The following is an 18,409-nucleotide window of genomic DNA, read 5'->3' as shown; positions in this document are numbered from 1 at the left end:
CGCCATCGCCCGGCACGGCCCCAGCCGGTGTTCGTCGACCGGACCGGTCGACGCCGCCGGCTCGCCGTCCTGGCCGGTTCCGGCCTCGGCGCCGGCCTGCTGGTCAGCCTCGGTGCCATCGCACTCGGGCTGTTCGCGGGCGGTTCCGTTCCGGTACCGGGCTGGCCGGACCCGCAGGACGGAACCGGACGGGAGAGGGCGGGCGTCGGCCAACTGGTCGACGCCCCTGGGCCGGGCACCACCCCGACGGGGCAGGGCGGGCCGGCGGAGGGGCCGGCCCGCCCACCCGCCGAGACGCCCCGTACGACGCCCGCACCGTCAGCATCGACCACCCGCGCCAACCCTGGTGACCCGCACCGGAACCCGTCGCCGGGCAAACCCGGCGGGCCGGACCGGACGGGCCGGCCGGACCGGTCGGCCGGGACGCCGGGGTGACGCGGATGGCTCTGCACGTCGCGCGGAAGGACCCCCGCGCCCACTGGTTCCTGCTCTTCCTCGCCCTGACCGTGCTGCTCGCCGCGTTGTTCCTGCACGGGTACGCGACCGTCGGATCGGGCGGCTCGGGCCACGCCGCGGACCGGGCGGGCACCGCCGACGGTGACCCGACTCCGCCCGGCGGGCCGTCGACGGACGACGACCTGAGCCGGGGCGGGCCGGTGATCCGACTCGACGGCCCGAAGCCGGTGACCCGGTCGATGCCCGCCCGGACCATCGCGCTGACCTTCGACGACGGTCCCGATCCGCGCTGGACCCCGGCGATCCTGGACGTCCTGCGTCGGCACCACGCCAAGGCCACGTTCTTCGTGGTCGGCGCCCGGGTAAACGAGCACCCGGAACTGACCCGCCGGATCCTCGCCGAGGGCCACGAGATCGGCTCGCACACCTTCACCCACGCCGAGCTGGCTGCCGTGCCCGACTGGCGCCGGGAGCTGGAGCTCAGCCTCACCCGTACCGCGGTCGCCGGGGCCACCGGCCGCTACCCCACCCTCTTCCGACCACCGTTCTCGTCCTCGCCGGGCGCGCTGACCACCGACGACCAGTCGGTGCTGCGGGCGGCGGCCCGGAGCGGGCACATCGCGGTGCTGGCCGACCGGGACACCCGGGACTGGCAGCGGCCCGGCGTCGACGCCGTCGTCGCCGCCACCCTCGGTGTGGACGACGGCACCGGCGACCAGGACACCGGGGACAGCGACCGGGGTGCGGTGGTGCTGATGCACGACGGCGGCGGCGACCGGTCCCAGACCGTCGCCGCGCTCGACCGGCTGCTGCCGGCGCTGACCGGGCAGGGCTACCGGTTCACCACCGTCTCCGGGGGACTCGCCGCGCCGTCGTCGAATCCGCCGGCCTCCCGGACCGACCGGCTGGGCGGTGACACCCTGCGGTACGCCCAGACCGCTGCCGGCTGGCTCGCCGCCGCGATGACCTGGCTGCTCGGCCTGGCGCTGCTGCTCGGCCTGGCCCGGCTCTCCGTCCAGGTGGTCTGCGCCGAACGGCACCGCCGGCGGGTGGGTGCCCGGTCCGGCACCGGGCCCCGGTTCCTCGAACCGGTCACCGTCGTCGTGCCGGCGTACAACGAGTCGGCGAACATCGCGGCGACGGTACGGTCCCTGGTGGCCAGCGACTATCCCGCCCTCGACGTCATCGTCGTCGACGACGGCTCCACCGACGGCACCGCCGACATCGTGGAACGGATGCGGCTGCCCGGGGTACGGGTGGTCCGGCAGGCGAACGCCGGCAAGCCGGCCGCGCTCAACACCGGCATCCGGTACGCCCGTACCGAGTTCCTGGTCCTGGTGGACGGGGACACCGTCTTCCAGCCCGACACCGTGTACCGGCTCGTCCAGGGCTTCGTCGACCCGTCGGTCGGGGCGATCTCCGGCAACACCAAGGTGGCGAACCGGCGCCGGCTGCTCGGCCGGTGGCAGCACCTCGAGTACGTCATCGGCTTCAACCTCGACCGCCGGATGTACGACGTCCTGCGGTGCATGCCGACCATCCCCGGAGCCATCGGCGCGTTCCGCCGGGAGGCGCTACGGGACGCGGGCGGGGTACCGGCGGACACCCTCGCCGAGGACACCGACCTGACCATGGCGGTGCTGCGCGCCGGTTGGCGGGTGCCGTACGAGGGACGGGCGATCGCCTGGACCGAGGCGCCGGCGACGCTGCGCCAGCTGTGGCGACAGCGGTACCGCTGGTGCTACGGCACCCTCCAGGCGATGTGGAAGCACCGCCGGTCGGTACAGGAACGGGGTGCCGGCGGACGACTGGGCCGACGGGCGCTGCCGTACCTCACCGTCTTCCAGGTGCTGCTGCCGCTCACCGCGCCGGCGGTCGACGTCTTCGCCGTCTACGGGCTGTTCTTCCTGCCCTGGAGTCAGCTCGTGCTGGCCTGGCTGGGGTTGCTCGCCCTGCAGACGCTGACCGCCGGGTACGCGCTGCGACTCGACGGGGAACGACTCGGACCGCTCTGGGCACTGCCGCTGCAGCAGCTCGTCCACCGCCAGTTGATGTACCTGGTGGTGGTGCAGTCGGTGGTCACCGCCCTGCTCGGCGGCCGGCTGCGCTGGCACCGGATGGTCCGGACCGGCGAGGCGGCGGCCCTGGTCGATCCGCCCGTCGGTCAACGTCCGCCGACCGGTGTCCAGGGCGCCGGAACCCGCTGGCCGACGAACCGCACGGACTATCCGGACCGGCCCCGGGTACGGATCCACCGCGACGCCTGAGGTGTGCGGGAGGGGCCCTCCTTTGCGGAGGGGCCCCTCCCGGCTGAGCGCGGGTCAGTGCCGGTGACCCCGGGCGTCACCGTTGTCCTGGTCGGCGACGAAGGCCGCGATCCAGGCCAGCGGGGCGTTCCAGTTGATGGTCAGTTCGTTCGTCGACCACGACTCGATGTCGTCGATGTAGCAGAACTGCGGCGCGCAGCCCCGCAGCTTCTGCTGCGCCACCGGGTCCTGGATCGCCGAGTTCGGGCCGCCGGAGAGGGTGCCCCGGGGCGGGTTCGGCAGGTCGGGGTTGAGCTGGCGGGCGTACCAGCGGCTGTGCTGGTTACGGGACGCCACCTCGCCGTAACCGGTGACGTACGACTGGTTCAGGGCGTTGCGGCCGAGGATGTAGTCCATCGTCTGCAGCACCCCGTCGCGGTACCGGTCCTTGCCGCTGATGTCGTACGCGACCGCCATCACGATCGCGTTGTTGACGATCAGGTTGTTGGAACCCCAGTCGAAGAGATTGTCCGACGGGTTGTACGGGATGCCGTACGGGTGGGCCTTGAGCGTGGCCAGGTAGCGGTCGGCGCCGGCCAGCACCGAGGCGCGTACCCGGTTGCGGTCCGGGAGCCGGCTGGGCAGCGTCGCCAGCTGGAGCCGGCCGAGCGCGGCGGTGTTGCCCCAGTCCATGCCCCGCTCCCGCCACACGTCGCCGGTGTGGTGCGGCGAGGCGAGCAGGAAGTCCCGGTACGTCTTCGCCCCGGTGGTCAGGTACAGCTCGGCGGCGGCCCAGTAGAACTCGTCGCTGACGTCGGGGTCGCTGTAGGCGCCGCCGCCGTTGCCGTCGTTCGGGTCGGCGTAGATCGCCGGGTTGGCCCTGGCCGCCGCCCAGGCCCGCTCGGCCGCGACCAGGTTGCGCTGCGCGAACGTCCGGTCGTACGGGGTGAAGACCCGGGCCGCCTGCGCGGCGGTGGCGGCCAGGTTGAGGGTGGCGGCGGTGGACGGCGGGTGCAGTTCGCGGCGCTTGTCGTCGAGGTGCGGCAGCAGCGGCAGGCCGGTCCACGAGTCGTCGTGGATCTTGTGGTGGGCCATCCCGGCGAGCGGCTGACCGGCCGGGACCTGCATCTTGAGCAGGAACTCCTGCTCCCAGCGGGCCTCGTCGAGGATGTCCGGCACCCGGTTGCCGCTCTCGGGCAGGGTCAGGGTCCGGTCGCCGATCCGCCACGGTTCACCGGTGTCGGCCCGTACCGCGCGCTCGTACTCGCTCATCAGCTGGTGCACCGAGATGCCGCCGTTGACCACGTACTTGCCGTGGTCGCCGGCGTCGTACCAGCCGCCGGAGACGTCCAGGGTGTAGTCGCAGACGCCGGGCTGGCAGGGCACCACGGTGTCGCCCTGGTTCGGCGCCACCCCGGCGTGTCCGGCCGGCCGGCCGTAGCCGGGGCGCAGCGTCTCGGAGATCTCGGTCCCGCTGCGCTGGGTGTAGTAGAACTTCAGCGCGTCGGTACGGAGTTGCTCGTAGAAGCCGGAGTCGATGTCGAACGGCCGGCTGGTCTCACCGTCGGCGGTCAGCGTGTATCCGGTGCCGGCGCGGGTGAACCGTCCGAAGTCGATGGTGTGCACGCTCTGCCCGGAGGACCGGTCGAGGCCGCGCGGGGTGGTGTGGCCGTGTGCCACGACCCGGCCGGCGCGGTCCCGCAGCTGCCACGGCAGCCGCCCGGTGGCGTCGGTGACCACCGTGGCGTTCTTCGGCCCCTTCGGCAGGTAGCCGACCATGTTGACCCGGACCCGGGGGCCGGTGTCCGGGACGTACACCTCGGGTTCGGCGCCACCGGTCAGCGAGATGTCGTCGAGGCAGATGGTCCACGGTTCGGCGCTGCCGCCGATCTGGAACGCGACCTGGGCGTTCGGCAGGTCGACCGGGGAGGTGAAGGTGTACCGGTAGTTGTTGCCGGAGACGCTCAGCTCGGGGTTGGCCGCCAGGTACTGGGTGTACGGGTCGACCGGGAGCTGGACCAGGGCCTTGCCGACCCGGGCCGGGGTCGCCTGGCCGAAGAACCGGAACTCGTACGTCTCACCGGCGACCAGGTTGATGTTGTCCTGGCCGATGATCACGTCCCACGGGTTGACCGTGCCGCCGGGGACGTTGGCGCAGAGCTGGCCGGTGCTGGAGTCGAGGGTCAGGTTGGCGGTGCCCCACCAGGGGGCGTGGCCGTTGTCGAAGCTGCCGTTGACGATCTGTTCCGGCGCGTCGGCGGCGACCGTCGTGGTCCCGTCGGTCGGGGCGTACGCGACGGCGGGCGCGCTCAGTGCGGTGGCGGCCAGCGCCGTGGCGGTCACGGCGGCGAGGGGGACGGCTCGCTGCCAGCGGGGTCTGGGCACGGGAGTCCTTCCGGTGGGCACGCGGTGACCGGGGGGCCGGCACCGCCGGTTGGGTGTCAGGTGCGGACGGACCAGTCTGGTGGACGCGGACCAGGATCGATGGAAGCGCTCCCAGACCGATGGATACCGGGAGATTGACATCGAGTTTCATGCGTGTCAACAGCCCGTTCGGAGGACCGCAACCCGTTGATCGCGATAAATCCGACTAAGGTCGGCAAGATCTTGGACTGACATCCCGCGCCTGGTCAGACAGCATCGTGCTGTCCGCCCGCGTTCAGCCCAGCCGGCGCCACCTGGGAGGTCCTCCCGGCGCCGCCGGATCCGAGGGGAGCCCACCGATGATCCGCAAGTACGGCAAGGCCCTCGCCGCGATCGCCGGAGCCGCGCTCACCGTCGCCTACGGCGCGCTCTCCGGTGACCAACGCATCGAGGCCGACGAGGCGGTGCAGATCGCCATCGCCGCCGCGACCGCGATCGGCGTCTACCTCGTACCGCTGACCCCGCAGTACCGGTGGGCCAAGACCGCCGTCGCCGTGGTCCTCAGTGTCCTCCAGGTCCTCGCCACGGTGATCCTCGGCGGCCTGGACTCCAACGAGTGGATCGCACTGCTGCTGGCCGCGCTGACCGTGGCCGGCGTCGGCGCCGCCCCGGCGGTCTCCAGCAACGGCGTCAGCAACCAGACCCCACGCGCCGCAGCCGGTACCGGCCAGCCCACCGAACACACCCCGGCCTGACCGGCGGCCACGTCGGCGGCCCGCCGACGTGGCCGCTACTTCCAGCGGAAGTGCACGAACAGGCGACCGAAGTTCTTGGAGTCCTTCTCCACCCGGTGGTAGAGCTGCTTGATCTCCTTCTGGTCGAGAAACCGCAGCACCCGCTTCTTGAGCTGACCGGAACCCTTGCCGGGGATGATCTCGACCAGGGTCGCCTTCTTCGCCACCGCCTCGTCCATGATCCCGCGCAGCGCCCGGTCGATGTCCTGCCCACGGTTGAAGATGTCGTGCAGGTCGAGCTTGAGCTTCATCGGGCGGCCACCGTCGGCGCAGGGTCCATGGCACCCCATCCTAGGCACGCCGACGGCGGCCGGGCCGACCTCGCCAGCGCCTGCCGGGCCGACCTCACCGCCACCCGCCGGCCCGGACTCACCGACGCCCGCCGACCCGGGTCTGCACCCGCTCCATGGCGATCCGATAGTCGTCGTTGCCGGCGTACATCGCGGCCGCGATCCGCAGGTGCCGCAGCGCCTCCACCGGCCGACCGACCCGTTCCAACGTACGGCCCAGCACGTGGTGGGCGTAGTGGTCACTGGGGTCACGGTTGACCAGGGTGCGCAGCTGCTCCTCGGCCCGGCCGAGCTGGGCGGTCTGGAAGTAGGCCCGGGCCAGCAGCTGCCGTACGGCGGCGTTGTCGGGCTCCGCCTCGACGATGGGCTCCAGCAAACGGGCCGCCTCGGACGGGTCCCCGGTCTCGAAGTACATGGTCGCCCGCCGGTAGTCCGCCAGAAGATCCATTCGACCCACCTCCCACTGTCGCCGCCACTTGCCTCGACGCTGGCACAACACCGCCACTCGCGCGACTGTTCCGCCCCCTACCGCAGTACGACCGAAAGATGCCTGTTCAGTCCGGAATATCCGGCTCAACCGGGCCGAATCGCCCAGGCCCGTACCCCACCGACGATGCCGGCGGTGTTCGGCACCACGACGACGTCGTCCCCCATCCGGGCCAACTGCTCCGGCCGGACCAGTCGGGAGTTCCCGCCACCGAGATAGAGCCGGTCCCACTGGAAGACCGGACGCAGCCCGTCGACGACGGTACGGACCCGCCGGGACCAGAACGCGTCACCGAGCCGGCGCCGCTCGTGCTCCCCGACGTAGGTGTCGTAGCTCATCCCCCACCGCACCGGGGCCTGCGACAGTTCCAGATGCGGGGCGAGCACCCCGCCGTCGAAGAGCGCGCAGCCCAGCCCGGTGCCGAGGGTCAACACCAGTTCCAGGCCGGTCCCGGCGACCACCCCGGCACCGTGCACCTCGGCGTCGTTGAGCACCAGCACCGGCAGGCCGAACGCCTCGGCGAGCGCGCTCTGCGCGTCGTACCCGGACCACTCGGTGACCAGCGCGGGCTCCGGCTTCGTCCGCGGCCCGGCCCGGGTCACGTAGTGCGGGGTCGCCACCACCACGCCGTGCCGGATCATCCCGGGCATGCCGACGGTGACCCGGTCGGCGCCCGGCAGCCGGGACCCGAGGTCGACAAGCGTCTTGACGAACAGGCTGGTCGGCAGCGGGTACGGCGTCGGCACCCGCAGCGGCCGGGCCCGCATGGTGCCGGCCTCGTCGAGTACGGAGGCCTTGATCCCGCCGCCACCGCAGTCGATCGCCAACGTGGTCCTCACCGTCCCAGTCTGCCGCCCCGACCGACGGTCCGCCCGCTCCGGTCGCCTTCGCGTCCGCCCCGCTGCCGGCCGGTCATCGGATCACGGCAGATAGCATCGGAGTCCTCATGAGCGCCACACTGATCGCCAAGGACCTCGCCGCCGGCCACGGGGAGCGGATCCTCTTCGCCGACCTGGAACTGGTCGTCGCCCCCGGTGACGTCGTCGGTGTGGTCGGGGTCAACGGCGCCGGGAAGTCGACGCTGCTGCGTACCCTCGCCGGCTGGCAGGCCGTCGAGCAGGGCACCGTCAGTCTCAGCCCGCCCACCGCGACCGTCGGCTACCTGCCGCAGGAGCCGGAGCGCCGACCCGGCGAGAGCGTCCGCGACTTCCTCGGCCGGCGGACCGGGGTGACCGCCGCGCAGGCCGAACTGGACGCGGCGACCGAGGCGCTGACCACCGGGGCGGACGGCGCCGACGACCGGTACGCGGCCGCGCTGGAGCGCTGGCTCGCCCTCGGCGGGGCGGACCTGGCCGAACGGGCCGACCAGGTCGCCGCCGAACTCGGCCTCACCGTCGACCTGGACCAGCCGATGACCGCGCTCTCCGGCGGCCAGGCGGCCCGGGCCGGGCTGGCGTCGCTGCTGCTCAGCCGCTACGACATCTTCCTGCTCGACGAGCCGACCAACGACCTCGACCTGGCCGGGCTGGAACGGCTGGAGGAGTTCGTCACCGGGTTGCGGGCCGGCACGGTGCTGGTCAGCCACGACCGGGAGTTCCTCACCCGCACGGTCACCCGGGTCCTGGAACTGGACCTGACGCAGCAGCAGGTCCGGCACTACGGTGGCGGCTACGCGGCCTACCTGGAGGAGCGGGAGGTGGCCCGCCGGCACGCCCGCGCCGACTACGAGGAGTACGCCGACACGAGGGCCGGGCTGGAGGCGCGGGCCCGGTCCCAGCGCGCCTGGATGGAGAAGGGCGTCAAGAACGCCCGTCGGAAGGCGACCGACAACGACAAGATCGGCCGGAAGTTCCGGACCGAGGCGACCGAGAAGCAGGCGGCGAAGGCCCGGCAGACCGAACGGCTGATCGAACGGCTGGAGGTGGTCGAGGAGCCGCGCAAGGAGTGGCAGCTCCGGATGGAGATCGCCGCCGCGCCCCGGGCCGGTGCGGTGGTCGCGGCGCTGCGTGGCGCGGTGGTACGCCGGGGCGGGTTCACCCTCGGCCCGGTCGACCTGCAGGTGGACTGGGCCGACCGGATGGTCATCACCGGGGCCAACGGTTCCGGCAAGACCACCCTGCTGGCGGCGCTGCTCGGGCGACTGCCGCTGGACGACGGCACCTCGTCGCTCGGACCCGGGGTGGTGGTCGGCGAGGTGGACCAGGCACGCGGGCTCTTCCTCGGCGAGCAGGCCCTGCTGGACGCCTTCGGTGCCGCCGTACCGACGATGAACCCGGCGGACGTGCGGACCCTGCTGGCCAAGTTCGGGCTGCGGGCGGCACACGTGCTCCGCCCCGCCACCACCCTGTCGCCCGGGGAACGGACCCGGGCGGCGCTGGCCCTGCTCCAGGCCCGGGGCGTCAACCTGCTGGTGCTGGACGAGCCGACGAACCACCTCGACCTGCCGGCGATCGAGCAGTTGGAGTCGGCGCTGGAGTCGTACCCGGGAACTCTGCTGCTGGTCACCCACGACCGACGAATGCTGGAGACGATCCGGACCACCCGGCACATCCGGGTCGACGCCGGCCGGGTGACCGAACGCTGAGTCCGAGCGCCCTGATCCGCCCCTGACCTCGCCGCCCCTCCGCACTACGGACGGCAGCGACATCGGCACTCCCCTGTTTGCCTACCCGACCGACTGGGCAAAGCTCCCGCCATGCCCAAGTGGGAGTACGCCCTGCTGGTCCGCCGGCGGCAGCCCCGGCTCGACGAAGCCGGCTGGGAGCTGGCATACACCTGGTACGGCCCCGACGGTGCCGTGCTCGACGTCTCCGCGTACGGGGACACCGCCCTGACCCACCTCAACCGCGCCGGAGCCCAGGGCTGGGAACTGGTCTCGGTCACCGAGGACAGCAACATGCAGGGCAGCGCCGAACTGCACCGCTACCACATGAAACGGCCGATCGCGGTCGCCCCGACCCGGCCCCGGATCCGCAACGTCAGTCGGTCCGCCCGTCGCGCCGTCGGCTGACACCCCGCGCAGCGCCGGAGTGTGCGCAAGGCCCCTTCCGCGCCACCGGCTGCCGCCCCGGCGACAGAAAGGGGCGTCCCCGCGACAGGAAGGGGCGTCCCCACACGCATGGCGGGGTGGAAACCGGGTAGGCACGACCCGGAGGTGGGCATGGTCGCGCAACTGCACAGGGCGCCCTCCGGAGACCGGTTGCGGGCGATCGACGAGTTTCTCGGCATGGCGTACGCCGACCTGGTCAGGCACGACGACCGGCTGCGCGGCACCGCGGTCGAGGCCCGGTTCGACCGGGGGGTCGCGCACCTGACCGGTGACGTGGCGGACGCCGCCGAGCTGCGGATGGTGCGGGACCTGGTCGGACGGCTGGACGGCGTACTCGCCGTCTGGTCGCGGGTCCGGGTGGCCGGTCGGGAGCCGGTCGTCGTCGACCTGGGTTGTGGTGCGGCGAAGCAGTATCCCGGCAACCTCGGCCTGGACCTGCGGCTGGCACCGGGGGTCGACGCCCAGGCGGACCTCTCCACCTCGCTGCCGCTGGCCGGCGACTCGGTCGACGTGGTCTTCACGGTGCACATCCTGGAACACCTGATCGACTTCCTGACCCTGGTCGACGAGATCCACCGGGTGCTCCGGCCGGGCGGTGTCCTGCATGTGATGAGCCCCTGGTGGGGGCATGTCAACGCGGTCGCCGACCCGACCCACGTACGACTGCTGGACGTCCAGACGATCAAGCACATGTGCGACCGTCATCCAGGGGCCCGGCGCTGGTATCCGCTGCACGCCGGCTGCGACGGGGCGTCGATCTTCGCCGACCTGACCCCGCTGGGCCCGGACGATCCCGGCCCGGACCGTGCCCACCTGGCCCGGTTCTTCGACTGACCGGCACAGCCGACGCCCCGCCGGGATGCCGGGGGAAGGCATGCCGGTGGCCCGGACGGGAACCCGACCGTGTCGGAAACGGTCGAGTCTGCTGGGGAGGTCGGCGCATGCGCGCGGTGATGGCGGAGTCGTACGGGGCGATGCCGGAGGTCCGGGAGATGCCCGAACCGTCGCCCGTCGGCGGCGATGTGAAGATCGAGGTCCAGGCGTCGTCGCTGAACGGGTACGACGCGAAACTCGTCGACGGATACCTGGGCGGCGACATCGAACACCAGTTCCCGGTCGTGCTGGGGCGGGACTTCGCCGGCATCATCACCGAGGTCGGTCCCGGAGTGGCCGGTTTCATGCCGGGTGAGAAGGTCTTCGGGGTCGTCGCCAAGCCGCGACTCGGCGACGGCTCGTTCAGCGAGTACGTCGTCGTACCGGAGGACATCGGGCTGGCCCCGCTGCCGGCCGGGGTCGACTACCGCGCCGCCGGGGTGCTGGGGCTGGCCGGGGTGGCCGCGCTGGCCAGCGTGGACGCGGTGGCGCCGGGGCACGGCGAGCTGGTGCTGATCTGCGGTGCGACCGGCGGGGTCGGGCACTACGCCGTGCAGCTCGCCGCCGCCCGGGGCGCCTCGGTGATCGCGACCGCCGAGCCGGGGCCGCAGGCCGACCTGATGTTCGAGTTGGGCGCCGCGCACACCGTGGACCACCGGGGTGACCTGGCCGCCCAGGTACGACGGTTGGCGCCGGCCGGGGTCGACTGCGTGGTGCACCTGGCCGGGGATCCGAACGTGCTCGCCGACCTGCTGGTGCCGGGCGGGCGCTTCTCGTCCAGTCTCGGGGTGGGCCCGGAGCAGTTCGGTGGCCGGGACCTGTCGGTGACCGCGATCGAGGCGGTCCCGGACCGGATCGTGCTGGAGCACCTGGCGACGGAGGTGGCCGCCGGCCGGCTGCGCCCGTCGATCGCCCGGACCTACCTGCTGGACGAGGTGCCGCAGGCGTTCGCCGACTTCAACAGCAGCGGCACGGTTGGCAAGATCGCCGTCGCGATCGGCTGACCGGCGTCACTCGGTGGCCCCGACGTCAGTGCGCCCCGGCGGACCGACGTCGGTCGGCTCCGGCCGCCCGGCCGACCTGGCGTCAGTCAGCTCCGGCCGCCCGGCGGGGCGGAAGTCAGTCGGCTCCGGCCGCCCGGCGGGCGAGGAGCTCGGGGGCGAGTACCGTCACCGCCCCCGGCTCGACCCGGATCAGATCCGCGTCGGCCAGGGTCCGCAGCGCCCGGTTGACGGAGACGCGGGTCAGGCCGAGCGTCTCGGCCAGCCCCTGCTGGGCGCCGGGCAGCGGGACCCGTCGGCCGGTCTGTGCGGCCGCCGTCACCAGCCAGGACGCGACCCGGGTGGGGGCGTCCGCGAACGCGGTGCGGACCAGGTCGCGTTGCCGGTGCCGTAGTTCGCGGGCCAGGTGGGCCAGGACGTGCCGACGGACCGCGGGGACGTCGTCGACGAGCCGCAGCAGTTCCGGGGCGGGCAGCATCCGGCAGTGGACGGTGGTGGCGGCCAGCCAGGTGGCGGTGTGGCGGCCACCGTCCAGAACCGCGCTCTTGTCCACCGCGCAGGGCGCGGTGAATTCGCCGAGTCGCAGCCGCCGGCCGCCGGCCGTCTCGTGTACGGCGGTCAGCGCTCCGGCCTCCAGCACCAGCAGGTGTCCCGCCGGCTCACCCCGGACGGCGAGGACCGTGCCGGCGGGTACGACCCGGGGCGGTGACCGGTCGAGCAGGTGGTGGAGCCGCTCCGGGTCGAGCCCGGCGAACAGCGGTACGGCGGCCAGTCGGCTCAGCTCCGTTGCCTCCATCCGGCAATTGTGCCGCCCGGCCCTGGTCGCTTCTGCCGGTTGCCGGCTGATGTTCCCTGGCCGGGCTGTATCGGCTGATACAGCCGGGGCCGGGTCGGTGGCCGTACGATCCCGACATGATCGTTGTGGAACTGCGCTTCTCCTCGGACGCGGCGGAGCGGTTGGCGGCCCGTCCGGCACACCGTGACCTGCTGGCCCGCTGGCACGCCGAGGGGTTTGTGGTGGCCGCCGGGCCCTGGCCGGACGAATCGGGAGCGTTGCTGCTCTTCGACGCGGACGAGGCGACGGTCCGGCAGCGGATGACGGAGGACCCCTACTACCGGACCCCGGGCGTGACCGTGCACCAGGTCCGGGAGTGGCATCCGGTGGTCGGCGGCCCGGCGTCGGTCAACTGACTCCCGACCGAACGCGTCACCTGTTGGTGGAGAGCGGGCGGCGGGACTTCGCCGCCTCGACCGCCCAGTTCAGGGCGTAGTCGGCGACCTCCTCCCAGCCGGGCTGGCCGAGGCTGTAGTGCGGCCGACCCGGGAACTCCTTGTAGCCGGTGATCGCGGTCGACTTCCGGTAGCGCCCCGCCGTCGCCTGGCTGACCGTCGGCGGGGCGACCCGGTCGGCCCCGTCGGCGATCAGCAGCAGGGGCGCCCGCCGTTCGTTGCCGAAGTCGACCCGCAGCGCCGTACGGGGGTTGACGTTCGCCACCGCCGCCTCGAACAGCAGGTTTCCGGCCGCCGGTACCGCGTACCGCTGGTAGAGCCGCTCCGCCTCGGCCCGGGACATGGTGTTGGTCAGGGTCTGGTGGAACTGGTCGAGGGTCAGCGGTACGGCCCGGTGCCGGTTCGTCGGGTTGCGCAGTACCGGCAGGCCCGCCTTCACGGTCGACACCGGCAACCGGAGCACCCCCTTGACCGGCGCCGAGTCGATCGCCACCCCGGCCGCGCCGAGCCCCCGGTCCAGCAGCATCTGGGTGAACGCCCCGCCGAAGCAGTGACCGATCAGGATCGGCGCCCGGTCCAGGCTCCGGATGATCCCCTCGTAGTGGTCGACGATCTGCGCCACGCTCTGGTCGGCGAGGGCGGCCGGGTCCCGGCGGATCTCCTCGACGGTCTCCTCCATGCCCGGCCAGGCGGGCGTCAGCACCCGGTAGCCGGCGGCCCGGTAGCGGTCCGCCCACTGCTCCCAGCTGAGCGGGGTCAACCACATGCCGTGGATCAGCACGATGCTGTCGGGTGTGGTGGGTACGGCAGGGATGAGGGGCATGGTGTCCTCTTCCGAACGGTCGCGGCCCGAACGGGCGTGCCGAGGTGACAACGGTCGCCCGCCCCGGATACCCGGGCCCGGCCGCCCCAATCCGGTCCGGCGGAGACGGTCCGGCCCGGTCCGGGCTACCGGTCGAGTCGCCGGTAGCGGCGTACCGAGAGGGGCAGGAAAATCGCGGTCAGCAGCACGGGCCAGCCGGTCGCCAGGGGCAGCGCGTTGCGGGCGAGCCAGGAGTCCCCACCCCAGCCGGGATTGCCGAACAGCTCCCGTACCGCGGCGATCGTCGCGGACAACGGGTTCGCCTCGGCGAGTACGCCGAGCCAGCCCGGCATCGTCTCGGGTGACACCACGGCGTTGGAGAGGAAAAGCACCGGCCAGACCAGGATCTGGAGGGCGACCACCGACTCGGGCTGCCGGAGCAGCAGTGCGAGGTAGATACCGACCCAGAGCAGGGCGAAACGCAGCATGAGCAGCAGCCCGAATCCGGCCAGCGCGGCGCCGGCGCCGGCGTGCCAGCGCCAGCCGACCGCCAGTCCGCAACCGATCATCACCAGCAGTCCGAGCACCGAGTTGAGCATGTCGGCCATGCTGCGGCCGAGCACCACCGCCGAGGAGGCCATCGGCATCGCCCGGAACCGGTCCGTGACGCCCCGGGCCGCGTCGGTGGCGATCGCGGTGTAGGTGGCCTCTATGCCGAACAGCATCGTCATCGCGAACATGCCGGGCATCAGGAACTCCCGGTAGTTCCCGCCGCCGGTGATCAGCATCCCGCCGCCGAACAGGTAGCCGAACATCAGCACGACCATGATCGGAAAGAACAGTTCGATGGCGACCTGCAGCGGCTGGCGCGCCCGGTGCGCCAGGTCCCGCCGGGTGATCGTCCACCCGTCCTGCAGCGCCCAGCGCAGTCGCTGCGGGCCGGTACGCGGCGGGGCCGGGATCACGAGGCTCATCGGGCCCCCTCCGGCGCGCGCCACCGGTTCGCCGGGTCGGGTGCGACCCGTTCCCCGGCGGCGGTCGTACCGGAGGCGCTGTCGACGCTGTCGGCACCGGACGCACTGTCGGCACGGGCGGCAGTGCCGACACGGGCGGCAGTGCCGGCGCCGGAGGCACTGCCGGCACCTGCGGTGAGGTGCAGGAACACCTCGTCCAGGGTGGGTCGGCGCAGCGCGATGTCCTCGACCACGACACCCTGCTCGTCGAGGGCGCGGACCAGCTCGGTGAGGGCGTGGATGCGGTCCCGGACGGCGACGCCGGCCCGACGGTTCTCCCGGTCGACGCTGACGTCGCCGGCGCCGAGCCGGCCGAGCAGGGCGGCGGCGGCCGGCAGGTCGTCGGCCTCGCGCACCACGACGTCGAGCCGGTCGCCGCCCCGCAGGGCCTTGAGCCGCTCCGGGGTGTCGTCGGCGATGACCCGGCCGGCGTCGACCACACAGATCCGGTCGGCGAGCTGGTCGGCCTCGTCGAGGTACTGGGTGGTGAGCAGGACCGTCGTACCGGCGCCGACCAGGGCACGGACGGCTGCCCAGACCTCGTTTCGTCCGTGCGGGTCGAGCCCGGTGGTCGGCTCGTCGAGGAAGAGCACCGGTGGCGTCAGGATGAGACTGGCGGCCAGGTCGAGCCGGCGCCGCATCCCACCCGAATAGGTCTGGACCGGCCGGTCACCGCTGTCGGTGAGCCCGAACCTGGCCAGCAGCTCGTCCGCCCGCTGGTCGGCCACCCGGCCGGGCAGGTGGTGGAGCCGGCCGAACATCGCCAGGTTCCGCCGGCCGGAGAGCACCTCGTCCAGGGCCGCGTGCTGCCCGACCAACCCGATCCGGTGGCGGACCTGGTCGGCCTGGCGGGCCACGTCGAAACCGGCCACCTCGGCCCGTCCGCCGTCGCCGCGCAGCAGGGTGGTGAGGATCCGCACCACCGTGGTCTTGCCCGCACCGTTGCGCCCGAGCAGGCCGTGCACCGTACCGGTGGGCACGGCAAGGTCGAATCCGTCGAGTGCGAGCCGGTCGCCGTACCGCTTGCGCAGTCCGTCTGCCCGGATCGCCAGCGCCTCGGTCATCACACCCCTAATCCCGTACGTCGTAAAGAGTTATTCGGCAAATATAGCGTACGCCGTAAAGAGTTCAAGCCTGTCCGCGAACCGGGAGAATGGCGGGGTGACCACGGAGTACAGCGGCACCGGCGACCCCAAGCGGAGCATGGAACTGCTCTGGGGCGTACCGGACCGACCCCGGCGCGGGCCGAAGCCGAAGCTGACCGTGGCGCGGATCGTGCAGGCGGCGATCGGGATCGCGGACGCGGACGGCCTGGCCGGACTCTCCATGCGCCGGGTCGCCGAACAGCTCGGGGTCACCGCGATGTCCCTCTACACCTACGTCCCCGGCAAGGGCGAACTGCTCGACGTCATGCTCGACACGGTGTACGGCGAGGACCTCACCCCGGACCCACCCCCGGCCGACGGGGGCGCCGCCGACTGGCGGGCCAGGCTCGAACGGCTGACCCGGCAGAACTACGAGCGCTACCGGCGCCACCCCTGGTTGCTGCAGGTGGCGTCCAGCCGCCCGGTGCTCGGCCCGAACCTGATGGCCCGCTGGAACCAGGAACTCGTCGCGGTCGAGGGACTCGACCTCACCGACGTCGAGATGGACCTGGTGATCACCCTGCTCGCCGACTACGTGCACGGCGCGGTACGCGGCGCGGTCGAGGCGGCCCAGGCCGAGCAGCGGACCGGGATGACCGACGAGCAGTGGTGGAGCTCGTACGCACCCCTGCTGGAGCAGGTCTTCGACGCCGAACGGTTCCCGGTCGCGGCCCGGGTCGGCCAGACGACGGGCGAGGAGTACCAGGCCGCAACCGACCCGGCCCGGTCCTTCGAGTTCGGCCTGCAGCGGGTCCTGGACGGAATCGGAGTGCTCATCCAGACCCGGGTCGGGTCGGCGGACCGGACCTGACCCGTAGGCTCCGGCCCCGTCGGGTCGCGGAACCGACGGCGTTGCCTCTCCCACCCGAGCCTGGATATATTCACTCCCATCATCGAATGGGAGCGTTCCCACAGGCACTCGTCCCCTCGGACGTGACGGAGAGGGTCGACCTGCATGAGCACGATCCGGCTGTTGGTGGCGAACGGGTGCAGCTTCGCCCGGGGCGCCGAACTCGCCGCACCGGAGCGGGACGCCTGGCCGGCCCTGCTCGGCGCCGACCTCGGCGTCCGGGTCGCCAACCTCGGCTGTGACGGCGGATCCAACCGGCGGGTCGTCCGCAGTACCGTCGCCCACCTGGATGCCGTCCGGCGGGCGCACCGGGTGACGTACGACCAGATCCTCTTCTTCGGCATGTGGACCGCGCTCTGCCGCGACGAGTACTACGACAGCCGGATCGAGGACGGCCCGGTCCGGCCCGACCTCGGAGTCCGCCCCGACCTGCCGGAGGAGCCGCACTGGCAGCGGGTCGCCGACTGGAAGGCCGCCGAGGGGGACCGGCCGTCCCGGGCGTACCTGAAGCACCTGTTCAGCACCACCGGCGGGACCGTCAACTTCTTCGTGGACTGGCTGCTGCTGGAACACCATCTCACCCAGCTCGGCGTGCCCAGCCGGTACGCGTTCGCCTGGGAGGTCCTGCCCGACCCGATCCCGGCCGAGGCGGTACCGGTGATGCGCGCCCTCCGCGCCGACCTGGTCTTCGGCCAACTGCCGCCGCGACCACAGGACACCTTCCGGGAGATGGTCGTCGGCCGGGTCCCGTTCGGACACTGGGACCACCCACTGCGCGAGGGACACCGGCACTTCGCCAACGCGCTGCTGCGCTGGCTGCGTACGGACGAACGGCTCCACTTTCCCCGCGCGGTCGGGACGGCCTCGGCATGACCACCGTGACCCACCGCCCGGCCACCGCGCCCCGGACCCGGCCAGCCACCGGGCCGGAACTCGTGTCGGTGGTCATCCCGACCCGTAACGGCGCGGCGACGATCGGCGCCCAGCTGGCGGCGCTGGGCCGGCAGACGTACCCGGGGCGGTGGGAGGTCATCGTCGTGGACAACGGCTCCACCGACCGGACCGTCGAGGTGGTCGCCGGCTTCCGCGACCGGCTGCCGGACCTGCGCCTGCACCGGGCCACCGCGCGGGCCGGCACCAGCTACGCCCGCAACGAGGGCTGCCGGGTCAGCCGGGGGCAGCTGCTGCTCTTCTGCGACCAGGACGACGTCGTCGGCCCGGACTGGGTGGCCGAGATGGTACGCGGACTCGCGGTCTTCGCCGCCGTCGGCGGACACGTCGAGCGGCACCTGCTCAACGACGAGGTCTCCCTGGCCACCCGCCCCGAGAAGCCACCCGGTTCACTGCAGGGCGGCTTCGACTTCCTGCCGTACGCCCTCGGCGCGAACTGCGGGGTACGGCGCACCGTCTACCAGGAACTCGGCGGCTTCGACCCCGACTACCGGTACGGCTCCGACGAGGTGAGCTTCTTCTGGCGGCTGCAACTCGCCGGCCACCGCCTCGGCGCACTGCCCGACGCCGTCGTGCACTACCGGCTGCGCCGCGACCTGCGGTCGATGGCCCGGCAGTACTACGCGTACGGCCTCAGCCATCCCCGGCTCTACCGGGACTTCGCCGCCGCCGGGCTGCCCTGCTCGATCCGGGCGGCGGCCCGGGAGTGGGGTTGGCTGCTGTGGCACCTGCCCGACCTGGTCCGGTCGCGGAAGTCCCGGGCGGTCTGGGTGACCCGGTGCGCGATGCGCTGTGGGCGGCTGGTCGGCAGTCTCCGCAACCGGGTCGTCTTCCCCTGAACCCACCGGTCCTGAGCGT

General features: G+C 72.6%; 18 protein-coding genes and 1 pseudogene. 11 read left to right on the top strand and 8 right to left on the bottom strand.

Going from position 1 to position 18,409, the window contains the following annotated elements; all coding sequences use genetic code 11:
• Positions 1–27: 27 nt before the first annotated feature.
• Both ABGB21_RS22275 and ABGB21_RS22270 read left to right on the top strand, forming a co-directional pair.
• Positions 28–435 (top strand): hypothetical protein, encoded by a 408-nt coding sequence (locus ABGB21_RS22275; protein ID WP_347679352.1) that lies wholly within the window; start codon positions 28–30, stop codon positions 433–435.
• 5 nt (positions 436–440) lie between these two features.
• Positions 441–2,723 carry a bifunctional polysaccharide deacetylase/glycosyltransferase family 2 protein gene (locus tag ABGB21_RS22270; RefSeq protein ID WP_347679350.1) on the top strand — a complete coding sequence of 761 codons (2,283 nt, stop codon included), beginning with the start codon at positions 441–443 and terminating at the stop codon, positions 2,721–2,723.
• A gap of 54 nt (positions 2,724–2,777) precedes the next feature.
• On the opposite strand, the gene ABGB21_RS22265 is transcribed toward ABGB21_RS22270, so the two are convergent.
• Entirely contained in the window at positions 2,778–5,228 is a 2,451-nt protein-coding gene (locus ABGB21_RS22265; RefSeq protein WP_347679348.1) for a glycoside hydrolase family 9 protein, read from the bottom strand.
• A 197-nt stretch (positions 5,229–5,425) separates the two neighbouring features.
• Between ABGB21_RS22265 and ABGB21_RS22260 the strand changes: the two genes are divergently transcribed.
• Complete coding sequence (locus ABGB21_RS22260) at positions 5,426–5,821, top strand: hypothetical protein (protein WP_347654242.1); 396 nt, start codon at positions 5,426–5,428, stop codon at positions 5,819–5,821.
• A 35-nt stretch (positions 5,822–5,856) separates the two neighbouring features.
• Here ABGB21_RS22260 and ABGB21_RS22255 read toward each other — a convergent pair whose 3' ends face one another.
• From ABGB21_RS22255 to ABGB21_RS22245, 3 genes are all read right to left on the bottom strand, one after another.
• Positions 5,857–6,111, bottom strand: a complete 255-nt coding sequence (locus ABGB21_RS22255; RefSeq protein ID WP_275032160.1) for a Smr/MutS family protein — start codon at positions 6,109–6,111, stop codon at positions 5,857–5,859.
• Between the two features lie 118 nt (positions 6,112–6,229).
• Positions 6,230–6,598, bottom strand: a complete 369-nt coding sequence (locus tag ABGB21_RS22250; RefSeq protein WP_347679346.1) for a tetratricopeptide repeat protein — start codon at positions 6,596–6,598, stop codon at positions 6,230–6,232.
• A gap of 125 nt (positions 6,599–6,723) precedes the next feature.
• Complete coding sequence (locus ABGB21_RS22245) at positions 6,724–7,476, bottom strand: ROK family protein (RefSeq protein WP_347679344.1); 753 nt, start codon at positions 7,474–7,476, stop codon at positions 6,724–6,726.
• Between the two features lie 107 nt (positions 7,477–7,583).
• Here ABGB21_RS22245 and ABGB21_RS22240 point away from each other — a divergent pair, with 107 nt between their 5' ends.
• The 4 genes and pseudogenes from ABGB21_RS22240 (at position 7,584) to ABGB21_RS22225 (ending at position 11,563) form a co-directional block, all read left to right on the top strand.
• Complete coding sequence (locus ABGB21_RS22240; RefSeq protein WP_347679342.1) at positions 7,584–9,221, top strand: ABC-F family ATP-binding cassette domain-containing protein; 1,638 nt, start codon at positions 7,584–7,586, stop codon at positions 9,219–9,221.
• A 111-nt stretch (positions 9,222–9,332) separates the two neighbouring features.
• A pseudogene (locus ABGB21_RS22235) lies at positions 9,333–9,584 on the top strand (hypothetical protein); the annotation flags it as partial.
• Between the two features lie 213 nt (positions 9,585–9,797).
• Positions 9,798–10,520 carry a BON domain-containing class I SAM-dependent methyltransferase gene (locus ABGB21_RS22230; RefSeq protein ID WP_347654246.1) on the top strand — a complete coding sequence of 241 codons (723 nt, stop codon included), beginning with the start codon at positions 9,798–9,800 and terminating at the stop codon, positions 10,518–10,520.
• A 107-nt stretch (positions 10,521–10,627) separates the two neighbouring features.
• Positions 10,628–11,563 (top strand): NADP-dependent oxidoreductase, encoded by a 936-nt coding sequence (locus ABGB21_RS22225; RefSeq protein ID WP_347654247.1) that lies wholly within the window; start codon positions 10,628–10,630, stop codon positions 11,561–11,563.
• Between the two features lie 115 nt (positions 11,564–11,678).
• Here the strand turns inward: ABGB21_RS22225 and ABGB21_RS22220 are convergent, their stop codons facing one another.
• Positions 11,679–12,356: a Crp/Fnr family transcriptional regulator gene (locus ABGB21_RS22220; RefSeq protein WP_347679340.1), complete on the bottom strand. Its 678-nt coding sequence runs from the start codon at positions 12,354–12,356 to the stop codon at positions 11,679–11,681.
• Positions 12,357–12,472: 116 nt separating this feature from the next.
• Between ABGB21_RS22220 and ABGB21_RS22215 the strand changes: the two genes are divergently transcribed.
• On the top strand, positions 12,473–12,751 hold the full coding sequence (locus tag ABGB21_RS22215; RefSeq protein WP_347679338.1) for a YciI family protein: 279 nt from the start codon (positions 12,473–12,475) through the stop codon (positions 12,749–12,751).
• Positions 12,752–12,767: 16 nt separating this feature from the next.
• On the opposite strand, the gene ABGB21_RS22210 is transcribed toward ABGB21_RS22215, so the two are convergent.
• The 3 genes from ABGB21_RS22210 to ABGB21_RS22200 all read right to left on the bottom strand — a co-directional run bounded on the left by ABGB21_RS22210 (position 12,768) and on the right by ABGB21_RS22200 (position 15,669).
• Entirely contained in the window at positions 12,768–13,613 is an 846-nt protein-coding gene (locus tag ABGB21_RS22210; RefSeq protein WP_347679336.1) for an alpha/beta hydrolase, read from the bottom strand.
• A gap of 125 nt (positions 13,614–13,738) precedes the next feature.
• Positions 13,739–14,566, bottom strand: a complete 828-nt coding sequence (locus ABGB21_RS22205) for an ABC transporter permease (RefSeq protein WP_347679334.1) — start codon at positions 14,564–14,566, stop codon at positions 13,739–13,741.
• The gene (locus tag ABGB21_RS22200) at positions 14,563–15,669 is read right to left on the bottom strand and encodes an ATP-binding cassette domain-containing protein (RefSeq protein ID WP_347679332.1); all 1,107 of its coding nucleotides are present in this window, start codon (positions 15,667–15,669) and stop codon (positions 14,563–14,565) included. The genes ABGB21_RS22205 and ABGB21_RS22200 overlap by 4 nt, the downstream gene beginning before the upstream one ends.
• Positions 15,670–15,766: 97 nt before the next feature.
• Between ABGB21_RS22200 and ABGB21_RS22195 the strand changes: the two genes are divergently transcribed.
• From ABGB21_RS22195 to ABGB21_RS22185, 3 genes are all read left to right on the top strand, one after another.
• Positions 15,767–16,561 (top strand): TetR/AcrR family transcriptional regulator, encoded by a 795-nt coding sequence (locus ABGB21_RS22195; RefSeq protein WP_347679330.1) that lies wholly within the window; start codon positions 15,767–15,769, stop codon positions 16,559–16,561.
• 144 nt (positions 16,562–16,705) lie between these two features.
• Positions 16,706–17,473, top strand: a complete 768-nt coding sequence (locus ABGB21_RS22190) for a DUF6071 family protein (protein WP_347679328.1) — start codon at positions 16,706–16,708, stop codon at positions 17,471–17,473.
• Positions 17,470–18,390, top strand: a complete 921-nt coding sequence (locus ABGB21_RS22185) for a glycosyltransferase family A protein (RefSeq protein ID WP_347654255.1) — start codon at positions 17,470–17,472, stop codon at positions 18,388–18,390. The genes ABGB21_RS22190 and ABGB21_RS22185 overlap by 4 nt, the downstream gene beginning before the upstream one ends.
• Positions 18,391–18,409 lie beyond the last annotated feature (19 nt).

Source organism: Plantactinospora sp. B24E8 (assembly GCF_039871735.1).
Lineage (GTDB): Bacteria > Actinomycetota > Actinomycetes > Mycobacteriales > Micromonosporaceae > Plantactinospora.
This window is presented reverse-complemented; position numbering and strand designations above follow the sequence as displayed.

What these genes read in the sequence shown, in the direction of transcription:
- ABGB21_RS22200 (WP_347679332.1), bottom strand. Translation starts at nt 15,669, where the DNA reads ATGACCGAGGCGCTGGCGATCCGGGCAGACGGACTGCGCAAGCGGTAC.
- ABGB21_RS22210 (WP_347679336.1), bottom strand. Translation starts at nt 13,613, where the DNA reads ATGCCCCTCATCCCTGCCGTACCCACCACACCCGACAGCATCGTGCTG.
- ABGB21_RS22230 (WP_347654246.1), top strand. Translation starts at nt 9,798, where the DNA reads ATGGTCGCGCAACTGCACAGGGCGCCCTCCGGAGACCGGTTGCGGGCG.
- ABGB21_RS22240 (WP_347679342.1), top strand. Translation starts at nt 7,584, where the DNA reads ATGAGCGCCACACTGATCGCCAAGGACCTCGCCGCCGGCCACGGGGAG.
- ABGB21_RS22270 (WP_347679350.1), top strand. Translation starts at nt 441, where the DNA reads ATGGCTCTGCACGTCGCGCGGAAGGACCCCCGCGCCCACTGGTTCCTG.
- ABGB21_RS22215 (WP_347679338.1), top strand. Translation starts at nt 12,473, where the DNA reads ATGATCGTTGTGGAACTGCGCTTCTCCTCGGACGCGGCGGAGCGGTTG.
- ABGB21_RS22220 (WP_347679340.1), bottom strand. Translation starts at nt 12,356, where the DNA reads ATGGAGGCAACGGAGCTGAGCCGACTGGCCGCCGTACCGCTGTTCGCC.
- ABGB21_RS22190 (WP_347679328.1), top strand. Translation starts at nt 16,706, where the DNA reads ATGAGCACGATCCGGCTGTTGGTGGCGAACGGGTGCAGCTTCGCCCGG.
- ABGB21_RS22255 (WP_275032160.1), bottom strand. Translation starts at nt 6,111, where the DNA reads ATGAAGCTCAAGCTCGACCTGCACGACATCTTCAACCGTGGGCAGGAC.
- ABGB21_RS22250 (WP_347679346.1), bottom strand. Translation starts at nt 6,598, where the DNA reads ATGGATCTTCTGGCGGACTACCGGCGGGCGACCATGTACTTCGAGACC.
- ABGB21_RS22205 (WP_347679334.1), bottom strand. Translation starts at nt 14,566, where the DNA reads ATGAGCCTCGTGATCCCGGCCCCGCCGCGTACCGGCCCGCAGCGACTG.
- ABGB21_RS22185 (WP_347654255.1), top strand. Translation starts at nt 17,470, where the DNA reads ATGACCACCGTGACCCACCGCCCGGCCACCGCGCCCCGGACCCGGCCA.
- ABGB21_RS22260 (WP_347654242.1), top strand. Translation starts at nt 5,426, where the DNA reads ATGATCCGCAAGTACGGCAAGGCCCTCGCCGCGATCGCCGGAGCCGCG.
- ABGB21_RS22225 (WP_347654247.1), top strand. Translation starts at nt 10,628, where the DNA reads ATGCGCGCGGTGATGGCGGAGTCGTACGGGGCGATGCCGGAGGTCCGG.
- ABGB21_RS22265 (WP_347679348.1), bottom strand. Translation starts at nt 5,228, where the DNA reads ATGTCAATCTCCCGGTATCCATCGGTCTGGGAGCGCTTCCATCGATCC.